17 protein-coding genes and 2 pseudogenes are annotated in these 23,393 nt (G+C 39.8%); 8 read left to right on the forward strand and 11 right to left on the reverse strand.

Translation table 11 applies throughout. The annotated features are described in order from the left end of the window. Positions 1-79: 79 nt before the first annotated feature. From IEU71_RS07325 to IEU71_RS07340, 4 genes are all read right to left on the reverse strand, one after another. Positions 80-1,153, reverse strand: coding sequence for a PTS sugar transporter subunit IIC (locus IEU71_RS07325; RefSeq protein ID WP_004914952.1), 1,074 nt, complete (start codon positions 1,151-1,153; stop codon positions 80-82). A 36-nt stretch (positions 1,154-1,189) separates the two neighbouring features. Next, the gene (locus tag IEU71_RS07330) at positions 1,190-2,179 is read right to left on the reverse strand and encodes a D-2-hydroxyacid dehydrogenase (RefSeq protein WP_004914954.1); all 990 of its coding nucleotides are present in this window, start codon (positions 2,177-2,179) and stop codon (positions 1,190-1,192) included. Continuing rightward, entirely contained in the window at positions 2,172-3,365 is a 1,194-nt protein-coding gene (locus tag IEU71_RS07335; RefSeq protein WP_004914958.1) for an aminotransferase class I/II-fold pyridoxal phosphate-dependent enzyme, read from the reverse strand. The genes IEU71_RS07330 and IEU71_RS07335 overlap by 8 nt, the downstream gene beginning before the upstream one ends. Before the next feature lie 284 nt (positions 3,366-3,649). Next, positions 3,650-4,234, reverse strand: a complete 585-nt coding sequence (locus IEU71_RS07340) for a nucleoside/nucleotide kinase family protein (protein WP_036067138.1) — start codon at positions 4,232-4,234, stop codon at positions 3,650-3,652. 117 nt (positions 4,235-4,351) lie between these two features. Between IEU71_RS07340 and IEU71_RS07345 the strand changes: the two genes are divergently transcribed. After that, positions 4,352-5,752 (forward strand): APC family permease, encoded by a 1,401-nt coding sequence (locus IEU71_RS07345; RefSeq protein WP_036068525.1) that lies wholly within the window; start codon positions 4,352-4,354, stop codon positions 5,750-5,752. A gap of 38 nt (positions 5,753-5,790) precedes the next feature. Here the strand turns inward: IEU71_RS07345 and IEU71_RS07350 are convergent. Next, positions 5,791-6,318, reverse strand: a pseudogene (locus tag IEU71_RS07350) (GNAT family N-acetyltransferase). Positions 6,319-6,367: 49 nt separating this feature from the next. Then, positions 6,368-8,083, reverse strand: a complete 1,716-nt coding sequence (gene ezrA / locus IEU71_RS07355; protein ID WP_004914977.1) for a septation ring formation regulator EzrA — start codon at positions 8,081-8,083, stop codon at positions 6,368-6,370. 305 nt (positions 8,084-8,388) lie between these two features. Between ezrA and rpsD the strand changes: the two genes are divergently transcribed. After that, positions 8,389-9,000 carry a 30S ribosomal protein S4 gene (rpsD, locus tag IEU71_RS07360; protein ID WP_004914980.1) on the forward strand — a complete coding sequence of 204 codons (612 nt, stop codon included), beginning with the start codon at positions 8,389-8,391 and terminating at the stop codon, positions 8,998-9,000. Between the two features lie 106 nt (positions 9,001-9,106). On the opposite strand, the gene IEU71_RS07365 is transcribed toward rpsD, so the two are convergent. After that, positions 9,107-10,807: an ABC transporter substrate-binding protein gene (locus tag IEU71_RS07365; protein WP_004914981.1), complete on the reverse strand. Its 1,701-nt coding sequence runs from the start codon at positions 10,805-10,807 to the stop codon at positions 9,107-9,109. A gap of 128 nt (positions 10,808-10,935) precedes the next feature. Here IEU71_RS07365 and IEU71_RS07370 point away from each other — a divergent pair, with 128 nt between their 5' ends. The 6 genes and pseudogenes from IEU71_RS07370 (at position 10,936) to IEU71_RS07395 (ending at position 17,768) form a co-directional block, all read left to right on the forward strand. After that, on the forward strand, positions 10,936-12,165 hold the full coding sequence (locus IEU71_RS07370) for an MDR family MFS transporter (RefSeq protein ID WP_004914985.1): 1,230 nt from the start codon (positions 10,936-10,938) through the stop codon (positions 12,163-12,165). 94 nt (positions 12,166-12,259) lie between these two features. After that, positions 12,260-12,634: a YueI family protein gene (locus tag IEU71_RS07375; protein WP_004914986.1), complete on the forward strand. Its 375-nt coding sequence runs from the start codon at positions 12,260-12,262 to the stop codon at positions 12,632-12,634. A 7-nt stretch (positions 12,635-12,641) separates the two neighbouring features. Further along, on the forward strand, positions 12,642-13,925 hold the full coding sequence (locus IEU71_RS07380; RefSeq protein WP_004914989.1) for a replication-associated recombination protein A: 1,284 nt from the start codon (positions 12,642-12,644) through the stop codon (positions 13,923-13,925). 392 nt (positions 13,926-14,317) lie between these two features. Further along, positions 14,318-14,761 (forward strand): universal stress protein, encoded by a 444-nt coding sequence (locus IEU71_RS07385; protein ID WP_004914992.1) that lies wholly within the window; start codon positions 14,318-14,320, stop codon positions 14,759-14,761. Positions 14,762-14,928: 167 nt separating this feature from the next. Further along, positions 14,929-16,825, forward strand: a pseudogene (locus IEU71_RS07390) (glycoside hydrolase family 2 TIM barrel-domain containing protein). Beyond that, positions 16,803-17,768, forward strand: a complete 966-nt coding sequence (locus IEU71_RS07395; protein ID WP_004915003.1) for a beta-galactosidase small subunit — start codon at positions 16,803-16,805, stop codon at positions 17,766-17,768. The pseudogene IEU71_RS07390 and the gene IEU71_RS07395 overlap by 23 nt, the downstream one beginning before the upstream one ends. A gap of 110 nt (positions 17,769-17,878) precedes the next feature. On the opposite strand, the gene IEU71_RS07400 is transcribed toward IEU71_RS07395, so the two are convergent. The 4 genes from IEU71_RS07400 to IEU71_RS07415 form a co-directional block, all read right to left on the reverse strand. After that, positions 17,879-19,048: an ROK family protein gene (locus IEU71_RS07400; protein WP_004915007.1), complete on the reverse strand. Its 1,170-nt coding sequence runs from the start codon at positions 19,046-19,048 to the stop codon at positions 17,879-17,881. 36 nt (positions 19,049-19,084) lie between these two features. Continuing rightward, the gene (locus tag IEU71_RS07405; RefSeq protein WP_004915010.1) at positions 19,085-20,098 is read right to left on the reverse strand and encodes an aldose epimerase family protein; all 1,014 of its coding nucleotides are present in this window, start codon (positions 20,096-20,098) and stop codon (positions 19,085-19,087) included. A gap of 59 nt (positions 20,099-20,157) precedes the next feature. After that, positions 20,158-21,534, reverse strand: a complete 1,377-nt coding sequence (locus tag IEU71_RS07410) for a sugar porter family MFS transporter (RefSeq protein ID WP_004915014.1) — start codon at positions 21,532-21,534, stop codon at positions 20,158-20,160. A gap of 102 nt (positions 21,535-21,636) precedes the next feature. Continuing rightward, positions 21,637-23,307, reverse strand: a complete 1,671-nt coding sequence (locus tag IEU71_RS07415; protein WP_004915017.1) for a glycoside hydrolase family 43 protein — start codon at positions 23,305-23,307, stop codon at positions 21,637-21,639. Positions 23,308-23,393 lie beyond the last annotated feature (86 nt).

Consider the following 23,393-nt stretch of genomic DNA (forward strand, 5'->3'; position numbering starts at 1 on the left):
GCTTTTTACCTCACTTCTTCCCCGTTTCCCTCTCCCCCGTTCGCTTCATTCACCTCTCCCTTTACCTTATCTTAATAGCTCACTTCAATGTTAACTTTAAATCTTCCGGTTGGATCATGTTTATTTTGGTCATAAACAACCACTTCATCCCTAACGCAAGTAAAATTGGTAAAACAACAAATACAATGAAAACATTTAACATGGCGATTCCCGTTTTTCCAGCTTCATTAAACGCCGTCAAAGGACCAATCAGCCCGGAAAATCCAAATCCAGCTGAAAAAGGCGTTCCTTTGGTGTTTAGCAAGGTAGAAATCGCCCCCATTATAGCGGCCGCAATTGTTGTAGGCAAGAAAAGCTTGGGTTTTGTTAACATATTAGCCATCTGAATCTTTGGTGAGCCAACAAAGTGTGCCAAAGTGCCACCCAGCGGATTCACACTGGCACCCATTGCGGCTAATGTGAAGCTGGCCACTGTGATGCCAACGTTTGCGGCACATGATCCCACACCTGTCAAACTAATGGCCATCGCCACTCCAACCGATGACAAGGGTGAAACAACCAAAAACGCAAACGCTGCTGCTAGTACAGCCCCCATCAGAATAGGTGTTAAATCAGTAGCTTGCGCAACCCATGAACCAATTACCATTTGCACGTGTCTGAGAGGATCTAAAGTAATTAAACCAATTCCACCCGCAACAACAAGTACAAACAGAGGCTGAAGTAACATTTTCAAGTGTCCAAAAATTGTTTCGGTTAACTTAACTAATGCTGTGGCAATGAGCGCTACTAAAATGATATTCAGCACAACGCCCGTTCCACCAATAATCATCCCCTTGGGCGTATTCGTTACAACGCCAGCTGAAACAAACATTGCTAAACCAATGGAGCCAGAATCAATCGCTGACAATTTGAAAATTTGTCCTACTGCAAATCCAGCAACAATTGGTAGCGCACTTTGAATCAAGGTTGTCATGAAGCCGATTTGAGTCGCAATTTGATTACCAGAAAACAATAAGAGCAACTGACTGACTAGCGCTCCTGGAATTAAAGTAATAACAATACCCAAACTAGTGCCATTTAAGACATTAATGATGAACTGCTTGATTGATAAGGGATTTGTTCGTTTTTGAATGTTTTGAGTGAGTGTTGTCATATTTTTTCCTTATGTATGCGCTAAAAAGCGCTTTTTTTATATTTCATGTGGTGAAGTGGCGCCTGACAGAATAGTTAAGACATCATCTAAGGCAAAATCGACCATGTTAGCAACAGCAATATTTGTGAAAAAGGCAACATGCGGTGTTAAGAGGACATTGGGCATGGCCAATAACTTTTTAATGCGCTCATCTGCTACTCCTGTTTTTCGTAAATCATGATTAAAAACTGGTGACTCGTCAGTTACAGTATCTAAAGCAACAGCATGCAACTTGCCATTATCTAATGCATCAATAAGATCATCAGTGTTGATGACTGGACCACGGGAGGCGTTAACGAGCAAGCCACCATCTTTCATTTGAGAAAAATCAGAAGCAGATAGTAAATTAACGGACGTATCATTTAGGTCAACGTGCAAACTAATAACATCACTCTGAGACAAGAGTTCTTCTTTAGAGACATACGTCACTAAATCACGCAAGTCGTCGCGCGGATTAACATCATAAGCTAAAACTTTTGTGCCAAGTGCATGAAGTAAGCCAGCTAAAGTGCCGCCAATACGACCTGCACCAATGATGCCGACTGTCACGGAATGAATTTCTCTCGACTGCAAGCCCGCCCAGCGAAAATCATTTTGTGCAATACGCGCATCAAACTCCGGTGTTCGTCGTAGTAAACGGAAAATCTGCATTAGAGCCATTTCTGCTACCGATCTTGGCGAATAGGCTGGCACATTAGTAACTTTTAAGCCTGCGTTTTTGGCCAAGTCAACCTCAATCATGTCATATCCTGCTGTGCGCGTCGTAATTTGGCCAACTTGTTGTGCTAATTGATTGTAAAAAGCTTGATCGCCACCTATTTCAGCAGTTTGCTGAATCACCAAACCATCAATATTTGTTAAATCGGGCATTGTTTCTGGATGAAACTCATCCCGAGAAATCTCTATTTCAATGTGATGTAATTTGGCGTAGGCATTAATCGCCTCTTCTTCATCATTGCGAACACTAGTCATTAAAATTTTAGTCATTTTTATTTTCTTTCATATATAATGTCAAACGCGCCATTGCTTCTTGGAGAGTTTCAATTGCGGCTGCGTAGCTCAAACGAACGTAACCTTCTCCGCCAGGTCCAAAAGAAGAGCCCGGAATCAAAGCTAAGCCATTCTTGTTAGCTAAGTCGCGCGCAAATTCAAAATCATCTTGCAAGTAGCCAGCTGGAATTTTAGCAAAAATATAGAACGCGCCATCAGGTTTAGCAACTTGAAATCCTAATGATGTCATTTGTTCATAGACAAAGTCTCGACGCTGACGATAGGCTGCCTTCATATCCAAAGTATCTTGACGACCAGCTTCTGTACCTAATGCTTCTGTCGCGGCTGCCATTGCCGGGTTTGAGGCAGTTGTAATTGTAAATTGATGAATCATAGCAATCTTTTGCACTAGTTTTGCCGGTCCAGCCAAAATGCCAATACGATAACCTGTCATGGCATGTGATTTTGATACGCCGTTTAGCACAATTGTTTGTTCTGGGAGATATTTTGCCATTGAAACGTGATCATTGTCATACGAAAGTTCTGAATAAATTTCATCAGAGATGACGATAATATTAGTTTCGCGCAACACATCAGCCAAAGCTTTAACTTGTTCATAATTATAGGTCACGCCAGTTGGGTTAGATGGAAAATTCAGAACCACAGCTTTAATCGCGTCACCATGTTCTGCAATAGCAGCTTTCAGTAAATCCGGTGTCAGAATAAAATCAGTTGGTGCTGTATTAATATAAACGGGTTGCGCACCGTCAACCAAACCTACGGCAATGTACAAAGGGAAAATAGGTGTTGGCAAAATGATTTTGTCTTCAGGATTAAGAATCGTTGTTAGCGTTGCATAAATTGCTTCTGTCGCACCAACTGTCACAATAATTTCAGATGCAGCATCATAATTAACTTGATAGCGATCTTGTAAAAAGTTGGCAGCAGCTTGACGCAGTGCCAATGTACCATTCGAGGCAGCATAGTGTGAATCATCATCAATAATTGATTGAATTGCAGCTTGTTTGATATGCTCTGGAACGTTGAAATCTGGTTCACCCAATGTTAACTTAATGATGTTTGGAATGGCACTAACCTCTACATCAAAAGCACGTATTGCCGATGGTCCAACCAACGAAAGATTTTTATTCAACGATTGCAATAATTCCGGTTTCACTTCCATTTTCATTCTCCTTAATTAAGACAAATACAAAACGCACACTCGGACGACTACCCGAATGTGCGTTTGCTCATTAATAACGAACTCACTGCGGCATTCGGAACGTTGTCCGAATACCTACGCAAAATGCTTTAAGTATTAGGACGATTAGCCGAAATACTTAAAGTAATAACTTACTGAAATTGCGCGTTGTGTACGTGTCATATAACCAATACCTTTTTATTTTATGAGATAATTATAATGCTATAATTATTTTATGTCAAGCATATTCTAAAAAAAATCACAGTTTAGATTTTTTTAGGCAGACTTCTGCCATTCATCACATCAGTTACAATCAAATCCAATCGTGCTTTTGTTTTCGCCCAATCATCATTTTCTAATTGATAAGCAACACCTTTCAGAGCTTCCGGTAACGTCACATCACGCATAAATTCTGGTGATGCAATACGTTGTTTAACAATTGTCGGATCATCGCCACGAATTTGAACCCGCTCAATGAGTACATCAGGGTGCGTTACCGTCACAAAAATAATGACAGCTTGTTCACCCAGTTCTCGTGCGTAAGTAATTGCACCTGCTGTGTCCAAGACAATCGTCGCAAAATTACTTTGAGCCCATGCTAATGCCAAAGCCTCGTGCGAGGAACCATATTTTGAGCCCGCGTACATGACCCGTTCTAAATAATGATTTTTTTCAAAACTATCATTTGTTTCAAAATAGTAAGCACCACCATTTTCTTCACAATCACGCGGTTTTCTGGTCGTGTGTGTAATTACCCGTGGCATATGATAGGTTTCTTGTAAGTAACGCGCAATGGTGGTTTTCCCAACGCCAGTCGCTCCCGTTATAACAAACACTTTATTATTTTTCATCATCTAAATTCCTTATCTTTCATTGTAACGTAAAACTTGAAGCACAGTTAGACAAGTGCGTGTTAAATTGATAAAATAATAGTTATTGATTTATTAAAATTATGTTGGAGAATTATTATGTCTGTATTATCAAGAGCTTTTAAACGGGAGTCAGTCAATAATTATATTGCTGCTGATTCACACATGGAGCGTGTTTTAACTACTAAGGATCTGATTAGTCTAGGGGTTGGAACTGTTATTGGCACAGGTATTTTTATCTTACCTGGCCACGAAGCGGCTGAGCATGCTGGGCCGGCTGTGGCAATTGCTTTTTTGATTGCGGCGGTCTTTTCTGGTTTATCAGGCATGGCTTTTGCTGAATTTTCATCAGCGATGCCAGTGGCTGGTTCAGCCTATTCATACGGTGGCGTGATTTATGGCGAAATTATTGGTTGGCTATTGGGTTGGTCCTTAATTGTCGAATACTTTCTCGCTGTTTCTGCTATTGCCACTGGTTTTTCCGCTTATTTAGGCAACTTGTTAACAATATTTAATATTCATATGCCCAAGGCACTCATGGCGGGTCCAATGGAAGGTGGCGTGGTTAATCTATTTGCCATGTTGATTATTCTGATTGTGGCAGCAATTCTTTCTCGTGGTCTTAGCACCTCGAAAAAGATTGAAAACGGTGCCGTCGTTTTAAAAATCGTTATCCTTGCACTATTCATTATTGGTGGCTCATTTTTCATTAAAACAACTAATTATGTCCCATTTTATCCAAAAGAATTTCATAGTGGTCTTGGCGGATTGAATGGTATTTGGGCAGCTACTGCCAGTATTATTTTCGCTTTTCTTGGTTTTGATACAATCGCTGCACATGCTGCCGAAGTCAAAAATCCCCAAAAGACAATGGTAAGAGGGATTGTTGGTACAGTCATTGTTTCTGCCTTGCTGTACACACTTTTCTCAATCGTCTTAACCGGTATTGTTAACTACAAAAAATTGGGTGTTGATGATCCTGCTGCTTTTGCTTTGCAAGTCGTTCATCAAACACAATTCTCTGTTGTCATCACGGTCGGTGCACTAATTGGTATGTTTACAGCCGTCTTAGCGCTTGTTTATGCCTCATCACGACTTGCTTATTCTTTTGGTAGAGATGGTTTGCTACCAAGATCACTAGGACACATTTCAAAAGGATCTCATTTACCCGTCAATGCGTTGATCGTAGCCGTTGCCATTGAAATGATTTTTGCAGGTTTGATTCCATTAAGCACTTTGGCTAGCTTAATCAACGCCGGAACCTTAGTTGCTTTCATGTTTATTAACTTTGGTATACTGATTTTACGCCGTCGTAAAGACTTGGCTCATGATGGCTTCAAAGTTCCCGGCTATCCTGCCATTCCGTTCATTGGCGGTCTGTTGAGTCTATTCTTCATTTCACAGTTATCAGCTGAGACCCTCAAGATGTTTGGTATCTGGCTTGTAATTGGTATCATCTGGTATTTTGCCTATGGTATCAAACATTCTAAAATGTCTTAATATAAAAGGCTTCATCTAGATAAAGATGAAGCCTTTTATTATTGCATTGCAAGATACTGATTCTTAGTCAGTGTCCAAATTTGGTGACCTTGTGAATCTACCCCTTCACTATGAAAACCAAGTCGCTGTGCGACCCGCCGACTTCGAACATTATCTTGATCATGCCCGATCCAGATAACATTAATAGCTAATTCTGTAAATCCAATGTGAAGCAATGCTTTCACTGCTTCACTAACATAGCCATTGCCTCGTTGTTGTGGTGCCAAAACATAACCAATTTCTGCATCATTTTAGTCAGAATGGTAACGAAAATCAATTGTTCCCATTAATTCATCAGTTTTCAAATCAGCAATAGCATATTTCATGGTGCCAGGTTCATCATGCCAAAAATAATCACGAATAGATTGTGTTATTTCGGTAATCGTTTGTTTTCTTATTCCAGATAACCAACGGACTGTATCTTCATCACTCATATATATCAGCATTGCCGGAGCATCCGATAGGCGAACACGACGAAGCCGCAAACGCTCGGTTTGAATTTCTGGATAATCAGTAACTTGTTTCATTTATTGCCTCATTTTTTAATGTAAAAAGCCATCACGATTGTGATGACTTTTAAGACAATGGCGTTTTGCGACGCATATAGGAATCAACGATTTTTTCATATATGCCAGGTTCAACGCTATTAAGTGCTGGCCCCAAGACGTCCATTGCCTGTTTGAAATTATACTCTCGTTCATAAAACATACGCGCCTGTTCACTGGCAGCAGCTACCCGCTCGCTTGAAGCACGATAACGATTTGAATATTGTAATAGTTGCTCAGTCAGTGCGGCCTCGTCAACAATATCATCTGTCTTTTCTTTTAATGTGTCAATATCGGCAGAGACAATGTTAAGTTGACGTTGGACTTCATCCATATCAATCAAATTGGCATTTAGAGACTTAGCCAATCGTTCTAATTCATTTGATACAGCGTAGAAATACTCCAGATAAACCGCTGGCAAACCTGGTAAATTAAGACGCTCGACAGCATGTTTAATATTTTCAATTTCTTGTTGATATTGACCACCTAGTTGACGAGCTGAACGATCTGCTTTTTCCAATCCAGAAATCTTGTCCCAAATTTCAACTTGTTGTGTTTCAATTTCGGCAAATTGCTTCAAAAGTTTTTCTTGTTGAATCCGCAACTCACTGTATGAAATTTCTTTGGATTCTAACAAATCATCATTATGATCAATTTGTGCTTCCGCCGTATTAATTTGTTCAAGTAATGTTCGTCGGGTTTCCAACTCTTGATGATTAAATTGAAAACTTTGCCCCAAACGATCTAGTTCAATTGTCAAAGCTTGATTTTGTTCTCGCAAGCGCAACAAATCAGATGATAAGTTATTCGCATTTTTAACAACATGTTGGCGTGCCTTGACTTCAGTTTCCATTGTATCGTACATATTATCAATACGTGTTTCAATGTAACCATTTTGCTCGGCAACTTCTTTTAATTTAAGATCAGCCAATAAATTCAACACTTGTTGGCGTTGCCCATCAATTGCTTGTAGTTCCTGCTCAACGCTATCATTGGGGAACACATAGCCATCCGCCACTAACTGTGCATGCCCCTGCGCAAGTTCATTGAGTTGTTCAACATATTTAACGTTCAATTTGTCAAAGTAAGCCGGAATATCTTGCATCATGTTTTCCATTTGTGTGGTTTCCATGGCAAGTTGTTCGTAAATGTCTGAGGCCGTGGCATGATCACCCGCTTCAGTCAAACGGGTGAATTCATCATAATCACCTTCAAGTTGACTCAAAAACTGGTCAAGCGCAGGATTGGCTGGCCCAAACTTGAAATTTTCGGCCAGTAAACGTTTGCGTAAGTCTTCATACTTCTTTTTAAGATCACGAATTGCTTCTCGATGCGCTTCATCAATTTTCTTCAAATCTGACAAACCTGCGCGCACGTTTTTAATGGTCGTTTCTGTATCATCAACCATTGATTGCAAACGCACCATTTCACGGCGTGTTTTAACAATATTGATTCCGCGCGCCTCAAAAAGAACCAAATTGGCTTGTTGATCAATTTTCAAAAATTTATTATTTTGAACGTCGTTATAATCACTTTCAAATTTCTGATAATTTTTGAGTGATTGCCCTGTCAAGGATAGCTTACGTGCCTCAACCAACTCATTACGAACCTTTAGTGATTCGAGTTGTGCTTTCCGAGCTTTCAGTTCATTGACTTTTTTGACAGTAGCTCTTTGTAAAACAAAGATTGCTAAATAGGCAATAACCACGAGTGCTAATATAATTGCTAGAATTGTAAAATTGAACATAGAGATAGTTTCCGACCTTTTAATTTTCACTCTCAATATTATCACTTATTTAGCTGAATTAAAGGACGTTTGCTAAATCTCAAATCGTTTACAGCTTTCTTAAGAACTTGCTATTTACGTAAGTTTCTGGTAGTATGGGAGAAGTTGTTAAATTGAGTAGCAGTAAGTAAAGAAGCGCGTCAACAGCGCCCCAAATCGTTAGTAAGGCCATAGCTACTGGCTCTGAGAAACGTCAAGTTCGGCGCTGCACGCATCTGGTACTTACCCTCAAATGTACAGCAAACTACATTTTGGAGGACATATACATGTCACGTTATACAGGTCCAAAGTGGCGCATTTCTCGTCGCTTGGGTGTTTCATTGTCTGGTACTGGTAAAGAATTGTCACGTCGTGCATACGCACCTGGCGATCACGGTGCCGGCCGTCGCGCTAAGATTTCTGAATATGGTACACAATTGCGTGAAAAGCAAAAGTTGCGTTTCACTTACGGTTTGACTGAACGTCAATTCCATTCTTTGTTTAACAAAGCTGGTAAGATCCGTAAGGGTACTCACGGTACTAACTTCATGATCTTGTTGGAGCAACGTTTGGATTCATTGGTTTACCGTCTTGGTTTGGCAACAACACGCCAACAAGCACGTCAACTAGTTAACCATGGTCACATCTTGGTTGACGGTAAGCGCGTTGATGTCCCATCATACAGCGTTCAACCTGGTCAAGTTGTCTCAGTTCGCGAGAAGTCAAAGAACATCTTGCCTATCCAAGTCGCTGTTGAATCAGTAGTGGCTCGTCCACAATTCGTATCATTTGATACCGAAAAGCTTGAAGGTACTTTAGTTCGTTTGCCAGAACGTGAAGAACTAGATGCCGAAATCAACGAAGCGTTGATCGTCGAATACTACAACCGTTTGGGTTAATAAATTAATTCAATTCGGTTTAAAAGCACTACCATTCATGATAGTACACCAAAAAGTTGTTTTAACTTTTGGTTACATATCGCGTTTGGTGGTGCTTTTTTTTGTGTTATTTTGGCATTTGCCACGCGTTTTTATAGTCATTTCCATATTCACCATTAGCTAGAAATTGATGGATATAGACATCACGAACCGCATGAATTGTATAAATCATGAAAAAATGATCTGTTAGCCAATTATCAATCGTCAAATATATAGTATGTCGCTGTTCTATAGTTGGTGCTTGTTTGAATTGAATAACCATTTGCTGCAAATCATTTTTCAAATCAATTGTTAACATTTTTTGTACCAATAATGTCGGGCTTGTTAGAAATTCTATATAAGCAAATTCGTCGTCGTTCATTGGGACATCAGCTAACATGACGAGATCTGCTTGTTGCTCCAAAACATCGGAATAGTAATCATTTGTAAAACTATAATACAAAATTTCAATATAAATACCAGCTTGTTGTGCACGTTCTTGTATCCACTTCGCCATATCAATAGCCGATTTGATATGCGAAAGCACACCTAGAATAATTGGTTCGCCGGAATAACCAGATTTTCTGATTAACTGTCTAGCCTGCTGCATAGATTTATTATGATCTGCAATAGAATCCTCACGGTGGTAATGACTGGCAATATCACCCAAATGCCTATCAAAATAACGCATATCAATGATGTTGTATAATGCTTCCCGTACTAATGTGTCCTGAATGATAGTCTTGCGATTCATGTTCGCGATGACAAATTCAGCACCAGGTATAGCACGTTGTTTTTTTATATAGTCATAATTGCCATAGTCTTCGGGATTAAATAAGTGTTTGGCGATGTTATCATCATCAACTAACAGATACTGAACCTCATCAATCATGGCACGAAAACCATAATAATTATTGAAAGCTTTCAACCTAAAGATGTCATTTGTGCTTTCAACCACTTCAAAAGCGCCCGTTCCAATCCAATGAAGATTGTCAATTGACGAATCACAATCAATGATAATATATTTGGCGTCGGCAACAAATCTCGCACATAGTGGTTCAGACGCACTAAAATAAAATTCAACGACGTCTGTGGCTCGCGGAACTATTTTTACAAGATTGATCAACTGCCAATAGCGAGCACCTACTCGCTGTTGCACACGCTCAAATGTCTTTTTGACATCAAGACTAGTCATTTCCTTGCCGTTATGAAACTGTACCCCTTTACGTAAATAGAAAGTCCAGATCGTCGCCGATTGATTTGACGTCCAATGGTGTGCTAATCCTGGTTGTAACCCATTGTCATACTTGATTAACGTATCACCTAGTTGCATAACTAATTCATATTCATGATGAATAGCCACGTTAACTGGGTCTAATGATGTTATTTTACGCGTCGAAACTTGCCTTAAGATTCGTTTATGATCGTCTTGCACTTGTAATCCTAAAAGATTTGTTAATTGACGACGAAATTGTGCCAACCAAATTGTCGGTATGCCTAGTTGAAAAAGATAAAACGTCATGCAATTATCATTTATGATAATTGCATGACGCATCGTGTCTGTTAACTCCACACGAAAATCATTTAAAAAATGAATTTTTGACAAATGACCACGCCCTCGTCCCGGCTCATAAGTTAACAGTCTGTCATCCGAAAAATGCCGTAATCTTCGTTGCGCTTGTTTAACTGAAACCGCCCAAAATTCAGCTAATTCTTTGGTTCTAAACTGAACAATTGTTCCAAATTTTAAATAATGAAGACGTAATTCAATGTAAATTTTACTAATCATTTTCATATCCCTGCTGTAAAAGTAGACATTTTATTTTAACGAAGTCCGTTTTACAAAATTAACGTCTATTTTATAATCATAACTTGCTATAATCATAACATGCAATTATGAAAGCGAGAAATAATCTCATGTGGCAAACTTTACATCCTAATATTAAAGCTCGTATCAAAATCCAATTTTTAAGTCGTTTTGGTAGTTCACTGATTTTCCCATTTATGGCTATCTATTTATCCCATGCCTATAATGCACAAACAGCAGGAATCTTAATGATGATTAATATCGTCATTGCTTTTTTAGCCGGTGTTTATGGTGGCCATTTGACAGATATGTATGGACGGCGACCTTTATTGATTACTGGTGAAACCATTAAACTAATCGGATCAGCTGGCATTTTTTTGGCAAACATCCCAGTATACCATCTGCCTTGGCTAACCTTTATCATGATGTCAATTGGCAATGTTGCTAGTGGCTTGCTTAACCCAGCCAGCGAGGCAATGTTAATCGACGTTTCAACTAAAACAACACGTGCCTTTATGTATGCCATCAATTATTGGGCTAGTAACTTATCGTTAATGATCGGCAGTATGATTGGCGGTTGGTTATTTGAATCACACTTCATAATATTAGCTTCTACGCTCATGATAATTAACACTTTATCACTTTTATTGACGATTTTTTCAATTACAGAAACCTATCAAAGCAACCAACTATCCTCACCAAAAATCGGCATGCTTGCTGTCTTCAAACACTATCAGCCTGTCTTCAAAGATTTACCATTTCTCATTTTCACGTTGGGTGGTATTTTATTGCTTGCGGTTGAATTTCAACGGACAAATTATATTGCGATTCATCTTGCAGAAAAATTCGTTCACACGACAATATTTGCTGTGCCACTGAACGGTGTTAAAATGATTAGCGTGTTAACGACAATAAACACACTAATTATTATATTTTTCACTGCACTGTTTTCAAAATGGATTGCGCGGTATAATACACGCTATATTTTCACAATTGGCACATTATTATTCACGATTGGCTTTGCTTTGCAAGCAACCACAATCACTTTTTTACCACTCCTTATTTCAAGCTTAATTCTATCTTTTGGAGAACTCATGTATGTGCCAACTCGACAGGTACAGTTGGCTAATTTAATGCCCAAAAGCCAGCGTGGCGCCTATATTGCTTTCAATGGTAGTATCTTTCAACTAGGTAAAATATTGGCTAGCTTGGTTTTAGTTGGATCACCACTACTAACTAATTCACTAATCGGTATACTGATTTTATTTCTAGGCGGCGGCGCTATTATTTTAACCTTACTATCACTCAAAATGTTTGATACTCATCACGTTCAACCTTGACAAATAAAATTGATCCGCAAAAATCCTCAGCTAAACATGAAAAACCATTCTCAGATAACGTATAATGGAATTATCAAACGTATCGGAGAAAAATATGGACATCAATGAACGCTTACAGCAAGAGCAACTTGGTAACGGCACACCAAAAATTAATCCTGACGAACAAAGCCGCTACCTCGGCACGTTTCGAGAACGTGTTATTGTTGCTGTTAAAGTCTCACAACTTGGCAGCACTGCAATACAATCAGCTTTTGCCGCTTCGTTAAAATCACACAGCATTGGAAAAGTGCTTATCGACCAAAATCTCGCAGGCGACTATTTTGCTAAATACGTTGGTCTAGCTACACAAAGTAAGCACCCTTTCACATTATTATCTGACGCAACCAAAAGCCATCAGCATGATGATCCAATCGCCGTTTTACTAGCAGCCAACACCGCTGTTAATGTTGATAATATTTATTTAGGATAAGTGCCTCATGCAACAACCCCTTGCGTACCGTATGCGCCCCACAAAAATTGAAGAAATTGTTGGTCAACAACATCTTGTCGGTGAAGGCAAGATTATTTGGCGCATGGTCGCTGCGCATCGCTTGAGTTCCATGATTTTATATGGTCCACCCGGTACAGGTAAGACTTCAATCGCTAGTGCGATTGCCGGTTCGTCAAAATATGCTTTTCGTATGCTTAACGCAGCAACTGATAGTCAAAAAGATTTGCAAATTGTTGCTGAAGAAGCCAAAATGTCTGGTACAGTCGTATTATTGCTCGACGAAATTCATCGTTTGAACAAAGTTAAACAAGACTTTTTGTTGCCACACCTTGAATCAGGGGCAATTATTCTAATCGGCGCCACCACGGAAAATCCATATATTAACGTCACACCCGCCATCCGCTCCCGTACACAGATTTTTCAGGTGAATAGTCTTAGTGCTGAGGATATTAAAAGTGCCGTTGCGCGTGCACTAGATGACAAAGAAAAAGGACTTGGTGAATATGATGTTGCGCTTGATGATAATGCATTAACGCAACTATCACGAGCCACTAATGGCGACCTCCGTAGTGCGCTCAATGGTTTGGAGCTCGCTGTATTATCCACAAAACCAGATAAAAATAATGTCATCCATATTACCTTACCTATTGTTGAAGAAACGGTGCAACGCAAGGCATTGTCAGCAGACAAAGATGGCGATGCACACTATGACGTTATTTCTGCGCTACAAAAATCAATTCGAGGATCAGACGCTGATGCTGCGTTGCATTATGCAGCGCGCATTATTGAATCTGGCGATTTACCAATCTTAGCGCGACGATTAACTGTGATTGCGTATGAGGACATCGGTTTAGCTAATCCAGCTGCAGCACAACGCGCTATAACAGCCATTCAGGCCGCACAAACGCTTGGATTTCCAGAAGCGCGCATTCCATTGGCCAACGCCATAATCGAACTCGCTTTATCACCAAAATCAAATGCTGCTTATACTGCAATTGATAACGCTCTCAGTGATGTCCGCAGTGGTAAAATTTCGGATATTCCAGATCACTTGAAAGATGCGCATTACAAAGGTGCGCACGATCTTGGTCATGGTGTGGACTACATTTATCCGCATGATTTTGATAATGACTGGGTGCCGCAACAATATTTACCAGACAAACTCAAAAACAAAACTTACTTCCAACCAAAAGGTAATTCTAAAACAGAAAAACAATTCCGTGATGTTTATCAGTCGTTAAAATCACAACAACAAAAAGGTTTAAGCTGAAAATGTCAAGACTGTTGTTCAAAATCTTTTCGCGTTATAATATACTTTGAATTACTCAGATATACGCATTGTTGCATCATCAGCTTTTTCCTTACAACCTTTATTTTCGGTTGGGAATTCTTGACTTAGAAGATCTGCCCTTTCATTCGGTAATCTGACAATCTTGATGCACCATCCACCTCGATAATTTCGAGGAAAATCTGCGCAACGATTAACGGTATCAATTGAGTATTCCGGGCATGACCCGTGCGTTCACATTTGTGAACGCTTTTTTATTGGAATTAGACTATTCTGTGAAATAATAGACAATTTACTACTAATTTTAGTATGAAAGCGCTATACTAAAGGTGTAAAGAAAAACCGTGGGAACACGTTTTATGGAGGAAGTTATTATGACAGCAAACTATCACAAGATTTTGGTACCTATGGATGGCTCAAAAGAATCTGAAGCTGCCTTGTCTCGCGCCATTGAGTTGACACTGGACGCTGGCGATGCCGGTGTTTTGTCAATTTTGAACGTAATTGATACTCGTGCTTTCCAAAACGTTGCTAGTTTCGATGACACCATGGTTGAGGCTGTGTCAGATGAAACACGCAAAAGCTTAGAAAAGTACAAGGCTCAAGCAACCGAGGCTGGTGTCAAAAATGTTGACTACTTAATTGAATATGGCTCACCTAAAGCATTGATTGCTAAGGATGTCCCAAGTGAAGTAAATGCCGATCTAATCGTTATTGGTGCTACTGGCTTGAACGCCGTAGAACGCTTAGTTATTGGTTCAGTAACTGAATTTGTAACTCGCACTGCCAAAACAGACGTATTAGTTGTTCGCGGCTAAGCGCTTCAAAAAACAACCTCATGTTGAGGTTGTTTTTTTTGCCTCTTTCATTTAGTTTGACTAAAAAACATTTAGTAATCATCAAATAAATTCTATAAAATATTTACTAATTTATGGTAAAATTCTATTGTAAGCGGTTTCATTATTATACTAATAAAGGAGACATTATGTTAGAAAAATTGGATTGGTTAGATGATCCCCGCGTCTTCCGCGTTGGTAAATTGCCAGCTCATAGTGATCATACCATGTACCAAACAACAGATGAAATCAAACAAAAGCAGTCGAGTTTTACTAAAAGTTTAGATGGTGACTGGCAATTTCATTTTTCAGAAAATCCATCTCAGCGACTGATTGGCTTTGAACAACCGGATTTTGACGTTGAACAATTCGAACACATTGCTGTTCCGGGGCATATTGAGTTACAAGGATTTGGTCAAATTCACTACATCAATACACTCTACCCTTGGGAGGGCAAAATCTATCGACGTCCACCATATTCTCTTAGTCACGATAAATCCTATAAAGGTCTTTTCAGTGAAGCGGCAGACAATACCGTTGGTCAATACATCAAAACCTTTACGTTACCAGACAACTTTGCTCAACATGACGTTCATATTCAATTTGATGGCGTTGAAAAAGCGATGTATCTTTGGCTCAATGGTCATTTTATTGGTTATTCTGAAGATAGTTTTTCACAAGCTGAATTTGATCTAACACCTTATTTGCAAGCGGGTGAAAATAAATTAGCAGTTGAAGTATATAAATACAGTACAGCTGCTTTTATTGAAGATCAGGACATGTTCCGTTTTTCGGGTATCTTTCGTAGCGTGCGTTTACTTGCAATGCCTCAAGTGAACTTGGTTGACTTGTTTCTCAAGCCTACCGTAGACAAACAATTGCATACAGGCACTTTGTCAATGTCACTATCTTTTGACGGCAAATTAACTGGTACAAGTGCCAAAATAGTGGTTCAAAACCCATCGCAAAACATTGTTTGGCAAGAAACCGTTGCTATTAGTAGTCACGTTACGCTTTCAAGTGCAGTCATTGAAAACGTTGCATTATGGTCGCATAAGCACCCTAATTTATATCAATTACTCATCACGATTTTTGATGCTAATCAAAACATTATTGCTGTTGTCCCATATTCATTTGGTTTCCGTCGTTTACACAAAGATGGTCATAATCGTGTCACGCTTAACAATGTGCCGTTGCACTTAAATGGCGTCAATCGTCATGAATGGAGTCCCACAGGCGGTCGCAACATCACAATGAGCGACATGAAAAAAGATATTAGTGTTTTCAAAGACAACCACATCAATGCCGTTCGTACATCTCACTACCCAAACCAAATACCTTGGTACAATTTATGCGATCAAAATGGCATTTATATGATGGCGGAAACTAACCTAGAATCTCATGGTTCATGGCAAAAAATGGGCGCTGTCGAACCATCCTATAATGTCCCTGGTTCCATTCCTGAATGGCAAGACGTTGTTTTAGATCGCGCCAAATCCAATTTTGAACAATTTAAAAATCATCCTGCAATTTTGTTTTGGTCATTGGGCAATGAATCCTATACAGGTGACAATATTGCAGCAATGGACGCCTACTTCAAATCAGTTGATGACTCACGTCTAACCCATTATGAAGGTGTTTTTCAAAATCGTATTGATGAGGATCGCATATCTGACGTTGAAAGCCGAATGTATGCACATCCAAAAGCAATAAAAGACTATCTCACCAATCACCCCCAAAAAACCTTATTTAAATTGTGAATATATGCATAGTATGGGTAATTCAATTGGTGGTTTAGGTGATTATATGCAGCTATTTGATGAATTTGATAGTTACTTAGGTGGCTTCATTTGGGATTATATTGATCAAGCTTTGTACGTAACCGATAAAGTCACTGGTCAGCAAGTGTTAAGATATGGTGGTGATTTTAATGATCGCCATTCAGATTATGAATTTTCAGGTGATGGTATCATGTTTGCCAACCGTCAAGAAAAGCCAGCCATGCAGGAGGTCAGATATTATTATGGACGCTATGACAATGAATGAGTTACATGTTGTATATGGAGATGGCACGCTTGGCCTACATGGCAATAGTTTTGATTATATTTTTAGTTATGAAAAAGGTGGACTAGAGTCACTCGTTGTCAATGCAGCAGAATGGCTGTACCGTGTGCCAAAATTAACTTTTTGGCGCGCAACAACTGATAATGATCGTGGTAGTCATTTTTCAACTCAATCAGCAGCTTGGTTTGGCGCAGACATGTTTACAACGCTAAAAAACGTCAGCATTCAAGTAGACGATGAAAATATTGGTCTCCCTATTGCACCTGATAATAATCGTTTTTCAAATGAGATTTTTGCTAAAAATGTGGCCATTACCTTCAGTTTTTTAACAGCTACAACACAACAAACAACAGTTGATGTTACTTATTTAGTGAGTCAAAACGGTAACATCACAATCACAGTAAACTACACTGGGACCACTGGATTACCAGAATTACCAGCTTTAGGATTAAGCTTTATCATGCCAGAAGTCGCTGATGGTTTTCAATATACTGGTCTATCTGGTGAAACTTACCCTGATCGACAAGCGGGCGCTTTGACAGGAACGTTTGACATTGTTGGCCTACCGCTAACACCTTATCTTGTGCCACAGGAAATGGGCATGCACATGGCAACTCATTCTCTAACAGTCAAAAATGCAGCGTCACAGCAAACACACGACCATAGTACGTCAATTAACCGACTTACTTTTAATCAACATACACAACCATTTGCTTTTTCAGCACTACCTTATACTGCAATTGAGCTTGAAAGCGCCACACATATTGAAGAACTCCCCCTGCCTAGACGTAGCGTCATCACGATTTATGGCGCCGTTCGCGGTGTAGGTGGCATAGACAGCTGGGGTACCGACGTCGAGCCAGAATATCATATTTCCGGCGAAACTAATCATGCTTTCGATTTTACAATTGTTCCTTTTCAGTGATACAACTTAACAGCAAAAAAGCTTAAGCCTTATGCCATATAATTGGGATAAATCTTAAGCTTTTTCAATACTAATTGTTTTGGTTGAACAGTTGATTTCCAATTCCATACTCAATGGCTGAACTTCAAATCAACATCTTCCAAGTCAAGCACGTGGCGCGTCACACTTGCTGCCCCACCAAGCAAAGTTGCTTGATAGACAGAGTGATTTGCAAATAATAATTCTGATTGACAAGTTGGATTCAGATCTTGATACACTTCAATCACGTGACCTAATAATTCCGGCATTTCAGCGATAAAACGTGAGTGAATAAAAAGCGCTTGTGGGGCATAGGTTTGTATAATATCATAAGCCATTTGTGCAATGCCACGGACCCAATCATCAATTAACGCTGTCGTTTCTGGTGCATTATGACTAGCACAAGCCACAAAATCAGCACGGACAACTTCTTTTTTACCTAAAGCTTCGGCCAAACGTTTCAGCATGGCATCTTCAGAATATAAATCTTCCATACGAATAATTTCTTTATTCTGAGACCAAACAATACTGCGACCAACTTCGCCAGCTCGTCCGGACAAGCCACGATATAGTTGACCATCAATAATAATTCCAGCACCAATACCATAGTGAATATTGAGTGCAATTAAATTATCATATTGGTCAATTTGACGATAGTCATGATAGTCACGAATATAAACAGCAGCATAATTGGCTTCGTTTTCTAGTAAAACTGGCACACTAATCACTTGTCCAAGCATATCAGCTAAATCAATACCTGAATAATCAAAAAAAGGCGAGTACGTTACTTGATTATGATCAACAACGCCATGCACACCAACCGCAATTCCCATGACACCCTCTTGCGTGCCATATTTTTGCGGTTTAATACGATGCAAATTTTTCATCATTAAGTCTACAACTTGCTTTAGTGTCAAGCCATCAACATCAAATTCATCAGTTGCGATTACTTCACCACTCAAACGTACCTGTGCCATTCGTAAATGATGACGTCCCATGTCAAATGCAACCACAAAACCGTAATTGCGATTGAAGCGAATCATTTTAGCCTTGCGGCCACCTGTTTCGGTTGTATCCCCTTCACCCAAATCTTCAATAAAACCGATATCATCTAAATCACGGTAAATCGAGCTAATGGTGGATTTATGCAATTCTAGGTCAACCGCAAGTTGGGCACGCGACGTTTCTTTGGCATTAAATAACGCTTGTAAAACTAAGCGCTGATTATGATCCCGCATGGTGATTTGATCTGTTTTCTTCATAGCATCGCTGGCATTAAAACAACCAGCACCTCTCCCTTATTTGTGATAACGATAAACAATTTCTGCCACACGGGTTTCATCTTTTTTCAAACGCACGTCACCAAAGGCTGGAATATTTTCAGAGTTTGGTAATGTGTGGGGCTCCAAGGCAACTGCCACCCATTTATGTCCGTTGCCATGATTATTTATCATATCCGATGTCATCGAATTGGCGGTGAAAACAACTAACCCATTTCGATGAGATATTACATCTATTGTACGCGAACTGACCTTATCTTTCAAACTAGCAATTTTTGGTCCTTGAACGACAAAGACATCATCAAAGCCATGCTCTGCGGTTGTTTTATCCAAAGTTGCTAACGCAGCGCCCAAATCCGACGCCATTCTCAAATCAAATGGCGAATTATGATTGGCGACTGTCTCCCCAGTTGGCACTTTACCAGCATCAACTACCAAATGAACTTTACTGTTAAGCTGCAATTCATGATTTGAGACATCATCAGATTGGCTTAAATTAAAATAAGCATGTGACGTCGGATTAAATACACCATCAGTTTCACGTTGTGTCCCGCTCATGGTCAAGGCCACAGTATCATCATCTTCAAGTGTGTAACGTATTTCTGATTCTAAATCACCCGGAAAGCCGTCTTGCGCTGACGTTATGGTCGCCGTCAAGACAATACTATTTTGGTCAAATTTCACCGTAAACATGGTATTTGACCAACCATTCCCACCACCATGTAGCGAGTTATTACCTTCATTTTGTGGTGTTTGAATCAATTGATCGCCAAGCTTAAATGTTGCATCTTTAATACGACCAGCGACGCGACCAATTAAACGATTGATATAAAAAGGATTATCGGTGTAACCTGACATGTTCGGTGCTGACAATAACATATTAACACGTGTTCCTTCGTCAATGACCAAATATTCATGCCAAATACCAGCAAAATCAAGGACCGTAATCCGAGTACCATTCTTATTTTCTAAAGAATAAGCCGACACATTTTGTCCTTCAAACTCACCAAATGGTTGAATGGTTGTTTTCATTTTTTAAATTCTCTTTCATTTTGATTTAAAAAAATCAGTCTAACGACTGATTATTGTTACTAATTTGCAACAGGTTCATCATTTAAATGATTCTTACGATGACGTAATCTCGCTTCAATTTGTTCCAATGAACGACCACGTGTTTCAATGGTAAACTTGTGCACAAACCAAATGGAAATGAAACACATCACCGCATAGAGGTAGAATAAATTGCCTGTACCAAAAGCACTTAGCAATGGTGGGAAGGTCAGTGAAACAATCGTGTTCGCTGTCCAGTTGACCACAGCACCAAATGAATTACCTAAACCACGGATATTGAGTGGGAAGCTTTCACCAATCATAACCCACATTACTGGACCCCATGTTGCAGAGAAAAAAGCAATGTAAATTGTTAATGCAATCGCAGCAAGATATGAACCAAACTTACCTGTACCCGAAAGTTGCATGCCAACTGACATCAAAATCAGCGAAATACCCATCCCCCATGCACCGTAAATCAACATTTTCTTACGATCAATTTTGTCCATAATCATGACCGCGACCCAAGTCACAATCACGTTAAAGATACCAATGCCAATGTGCGCCATCAAGGCTGCTGAGATACCAAATCCAATATCAGTGAAAATCGTTGGTGCGTAGTAAAGTACCGTGTTACACCCCATGGTTTGTTGAAAAATTGCCAATCCCATCGCCATAATAAGCACTGGCCGACTAAGTGGGCCAAACAAGTCCGCTAAACTACCAGCTGATTTTGTCTGAGCCTGTAACGCTATATCATCTAACTCCGCTTCAACAAGTTTGTCATCATTATTAAACATCGCCAACACTTGACGCGCTGCCAACATTTTGCCTTCACGAACCAAAAATCGCGGTGATTCGGGCAATACCCAGCCACCAATAAACAGGAGTAGGGCTGGTAGGGCAGCCAAAGCCAGCATGATACGCCAACCAAATGTCAATCCTTGTAATAAGTAATTTGAAATATACGCAATTAAGATTCCCGTCATAATCATCATTTGGAATAATGATGCGACGCCACCTCGTTTATCAGCTGGCGCCATTTCTGACAAATAAGTTGGAATAAGTGATGAAGCACCACCCACAGCCAAACCTAGGACAATACGCGAGGCAACCAGATGCAGGAAATCCGGTGCGAAACCAGACCACATTGCGCCGATAAAAAATATAATCGACGATAGTAACAGTAGTTTTCGATGTCCAAAGCGATCTGATAAAGGTCCAATCACAGCGGCACCAAGAATGGCGCCCACGAGAACTGCGGAAACAACCCAGCCTTCTTGCCATTTGGTCAAAGTCAACTGCTTAGAAATAAACAATATGGCACCAGAAATCACACCCGTATCATAACCAAATAATAACCCACCTAAAGCACCAAAGAAGTAAATAAAGCCTGCCGATAATTTATGCACTTTCATTTGTAAGACACTTTCTGTTTAAAAACGTATAATCAATTGAAGTAACAATTACTTGAGATACTGTTGCTTATTTATATGTTATTTTTAATAAAATCGACTCTCTTATTTTTTCCAAGAATAACTACCGTCAGCTTCTTGGTAATCGCCCAATTCCTTATAGTCGAAGAAATCAAATTCTGCTGTTGAGTCATAGCCTGAGTAATCGACTGCAGCTAATCCAACATAAGCCCCCGTGAAGAAACCGCCATATTCGCGTACGACATAGTCATCTGACAATACGGCAGCATCTAATGTAATACCGGTTGCAATCCAGTTTTGGCCATCAAATGAATAGTAATAAGTATATGATTCCTTACGATTTTCTGACTTAAACCATACGTATTCTGTGCCTTCAGGAATCACCGGTGCATCGTCTTTAAAGTATGACGTGTATGATCCGTTACGCAAGCCACCTTTATTTTCACCAACTTCAATGACATTTTGACCCTCATCATTTTTTGTAATGAAGATAAATGACCAATGTGAGTGGTTGTAGTAATTAGTCAAACCAGCCATTGCTTGATATGAATATGGATCAAACTTTACTTTGGTTTCGGCATCAAAGTAGAAAGCTTGCCAGCGACGTGCAATCAAGGATAGGTCAAACGTGTTAGCCAATGAACCTTGTCCGCGCAACACTAATTTACCCGCGCCAGTGTGACCCATCTTTTCAGTAAATGGTACACGTAGTGTGTTCCAGTTAATGTCAAGCTTTTCATCAGTAAAGTCATCGTGTTGTGAATGATCAGCTGGTGCATCAGTCAAAATAGCGTCCTTAGGTGCGTCAACAAACGTTGAACCACCATGACCACCAACAACTCGTGGCCAACCTGCTTCATCCCATTCAACTTTTTGAATTGATGACTCGCGACCTAATGTTGACCAACCACGTGGATCCGTAGCACTTTCCGTTGGATGATTCCAAGGGCGAGCTGATAATGAGGCATAATACCATTCACCACCCGGTGTATTTACAAGGGCACCATGTCCTTGCTTTTGCAAGTAGGCATTTGGTGTATCAAAGTTGGTCAAGAATGGTCCTTCTGGCTCACGTTCAAATGACAATGCATCCAAAGACTGTGACCGAGCTACGACTTCTTGGTGAGTAAAGATTGTACCACCTTCTGCCGCAAACAAGTAATATTGACCCTTAATTTTATACAAATGTGGGCCTTCAACTAGCTTAACCTCAGTCCCTTCCCAAATTGTGCGGGCTGTTTCTGGCTTTAACTTCATTGTTGATGTATCAAATTCAGTCAAAGTAATGCCATCAAATGGGTGATGATACTCACGATGATCCCAGGTCTGTTGCACGAGATACTTGCGACCATCATCATCATGGAACAATGAGGCATCAAAACCAACACCATTCACCAAAATTGGATCTGACCATGGTCCTTCAATTGATTCCGCAGTCGTCAAGTAATTCTTCATGTCCTTAAACGAGCCATCAGTAATCTTAACATCCGTGAAAATCAACCAAAACTTACCGTCAGCATAAGACAAATCTGGTGCCCAGATACCACCTGATGATGGGTTGCCCTTCATATCCAATAATGTCGTTGTATCAAGAACATTTTTAACTAAATTCCAATGCACCAAATCTTGTGAGGCGTGGATACGTACACCCGGGAACCATTCAAATGTTGATGTCGCAATATAGTAAGTATCTGCCACACGAATAATTGATGGATCTGAGTTAAATCCTGGTAATACAGGGTTTTGAATTTGCATAATATACTTTCCTTATATTATTATTCGTAGGTAGCTCCTACATGCTCTGAGTATAAAATTTATACTTAGATGGATGATGCGCCGTG

Origin of the sequence: Leuconostoc falkenbergense, assembly GCF_014634805.1 — a bacterium.
GTDB classification, from domain to species: Bacteria; Bacillota; Bacilli; order Lactobacillales; family Lactobacillaceae; genus Leuconostoc; species Leuconostoc falkenbergense.

Coding starts and splice junctions, on each gene's coding strand:
- IEU71_RS07335 (WP_004914958.1), bottom strand. CDS start 3,365: ATGGAAGTGAAACCGGAATTATTGCAATCGTTGAATAAAAATCTTTCG.
- IEU71_RS07370 (WP_004914985.1), top strand. CDS start 10,936: ATGTGGCAAACTTTACATCCTAATATTAAAGCTCGTATCAAAATCCAA.
- IEU71_RS07380 (WP_004914989.1), top strand. CDS start 12,642: ATGCAACAACCCCTTGCGTACCGTATGCGCCCCACAAAAATTGAAGAA.
- IEU71_RS07385 (WP_004914992.1), top strand. CDS start 14,318: ATGACAGCAAACTATCACAAGATTTTGGTACCTATGGATGGCTCAAAA.
- IEU71_RS07375 (WP_004914986.1), top strand. CDS start 12,260: ATGGACATCAATGAACGCTTACAGCAAGAGCAACTTGGTAACGGCACA.
- IEU71_RS07340 (WP_036067138.1), bottom strand. CDS start 4,234: ATGAAAAATAATAAAGTGTTTGTTATAACGGGAGCGACTGGCGTTGGG.
- IEU71_RS07410 (WP_004915014.1), bottom strand. CDS start 21,534: ATGAAAGTGCATAAATTATCGGCAGGCTTTATTTACTTCTTTGGTGCT.
- rpsD (WP_004914980.1), top strand. CDS start 8,389: ATGTCACGTTATACAGGTCCAAAGTGGCGCATTTCTCGTCGCTTGGGT.
- IEU71_RS07405 (WP_004915010.1), bottom strand. CDS start 20,098: ATGAAAACAACCATTCAACCATTTGGTGAGTTTGAAGGACAAAATGTG.
- IEU71_RS07395 (WP_004915003.1), top strand. CDS start 16,803: ATGGACGCTATGACAATGAATGAGTTACATGTTGTATATGGAGATGGC.
- IEU71_RS07365 (WP_004914981.1), bottom strand. CDS start 10,807: ATGATTAGTAAAATTTACATTGAATTACGTCTTCATTATTTAAAATTT.
- ezrA (WP_004914977.1), bottom strand. CDS start 8,083: ATGTTCAATTTTACAATTCTAGCAATTATATTAGCACTCGTGGTTATT.
- IEU71_RS07325 (WP_004914952.1), bottom strand. CDS start 1,153: ATGACAACACTCACTCAAAACATTCAAAAACGAACAAATCCCTTATCA.
- IEU71_RS07415 (WP_004915017.1), bottom strand. CDS start 23,307: ATGCAAATTCAAAACCCTGTATTACCAGGATTTAACTCAGATCCATCA.
- IEU71_RS07345 (WP_036068525.1), top strand. CDS start 4,352: ATGTCTGTATTATCAAGAGCTTTTAAACGGGAGTCAGTCAATAATTAT.
- IEU71_RS07400 (WP_004915007.1), bottom strand. CDS start 19,048: ATGAAGAAAACAGATCAAATCACCATGCGGGATCATAATCAGCGCTTA.
- IEU71_RS07330 (WP_004914954.1), bottom strand. CDS start 2,179: ATGACTAAAATTTTAATGACTAGTGTTCGCAATGATGAAGAAGAGGCG.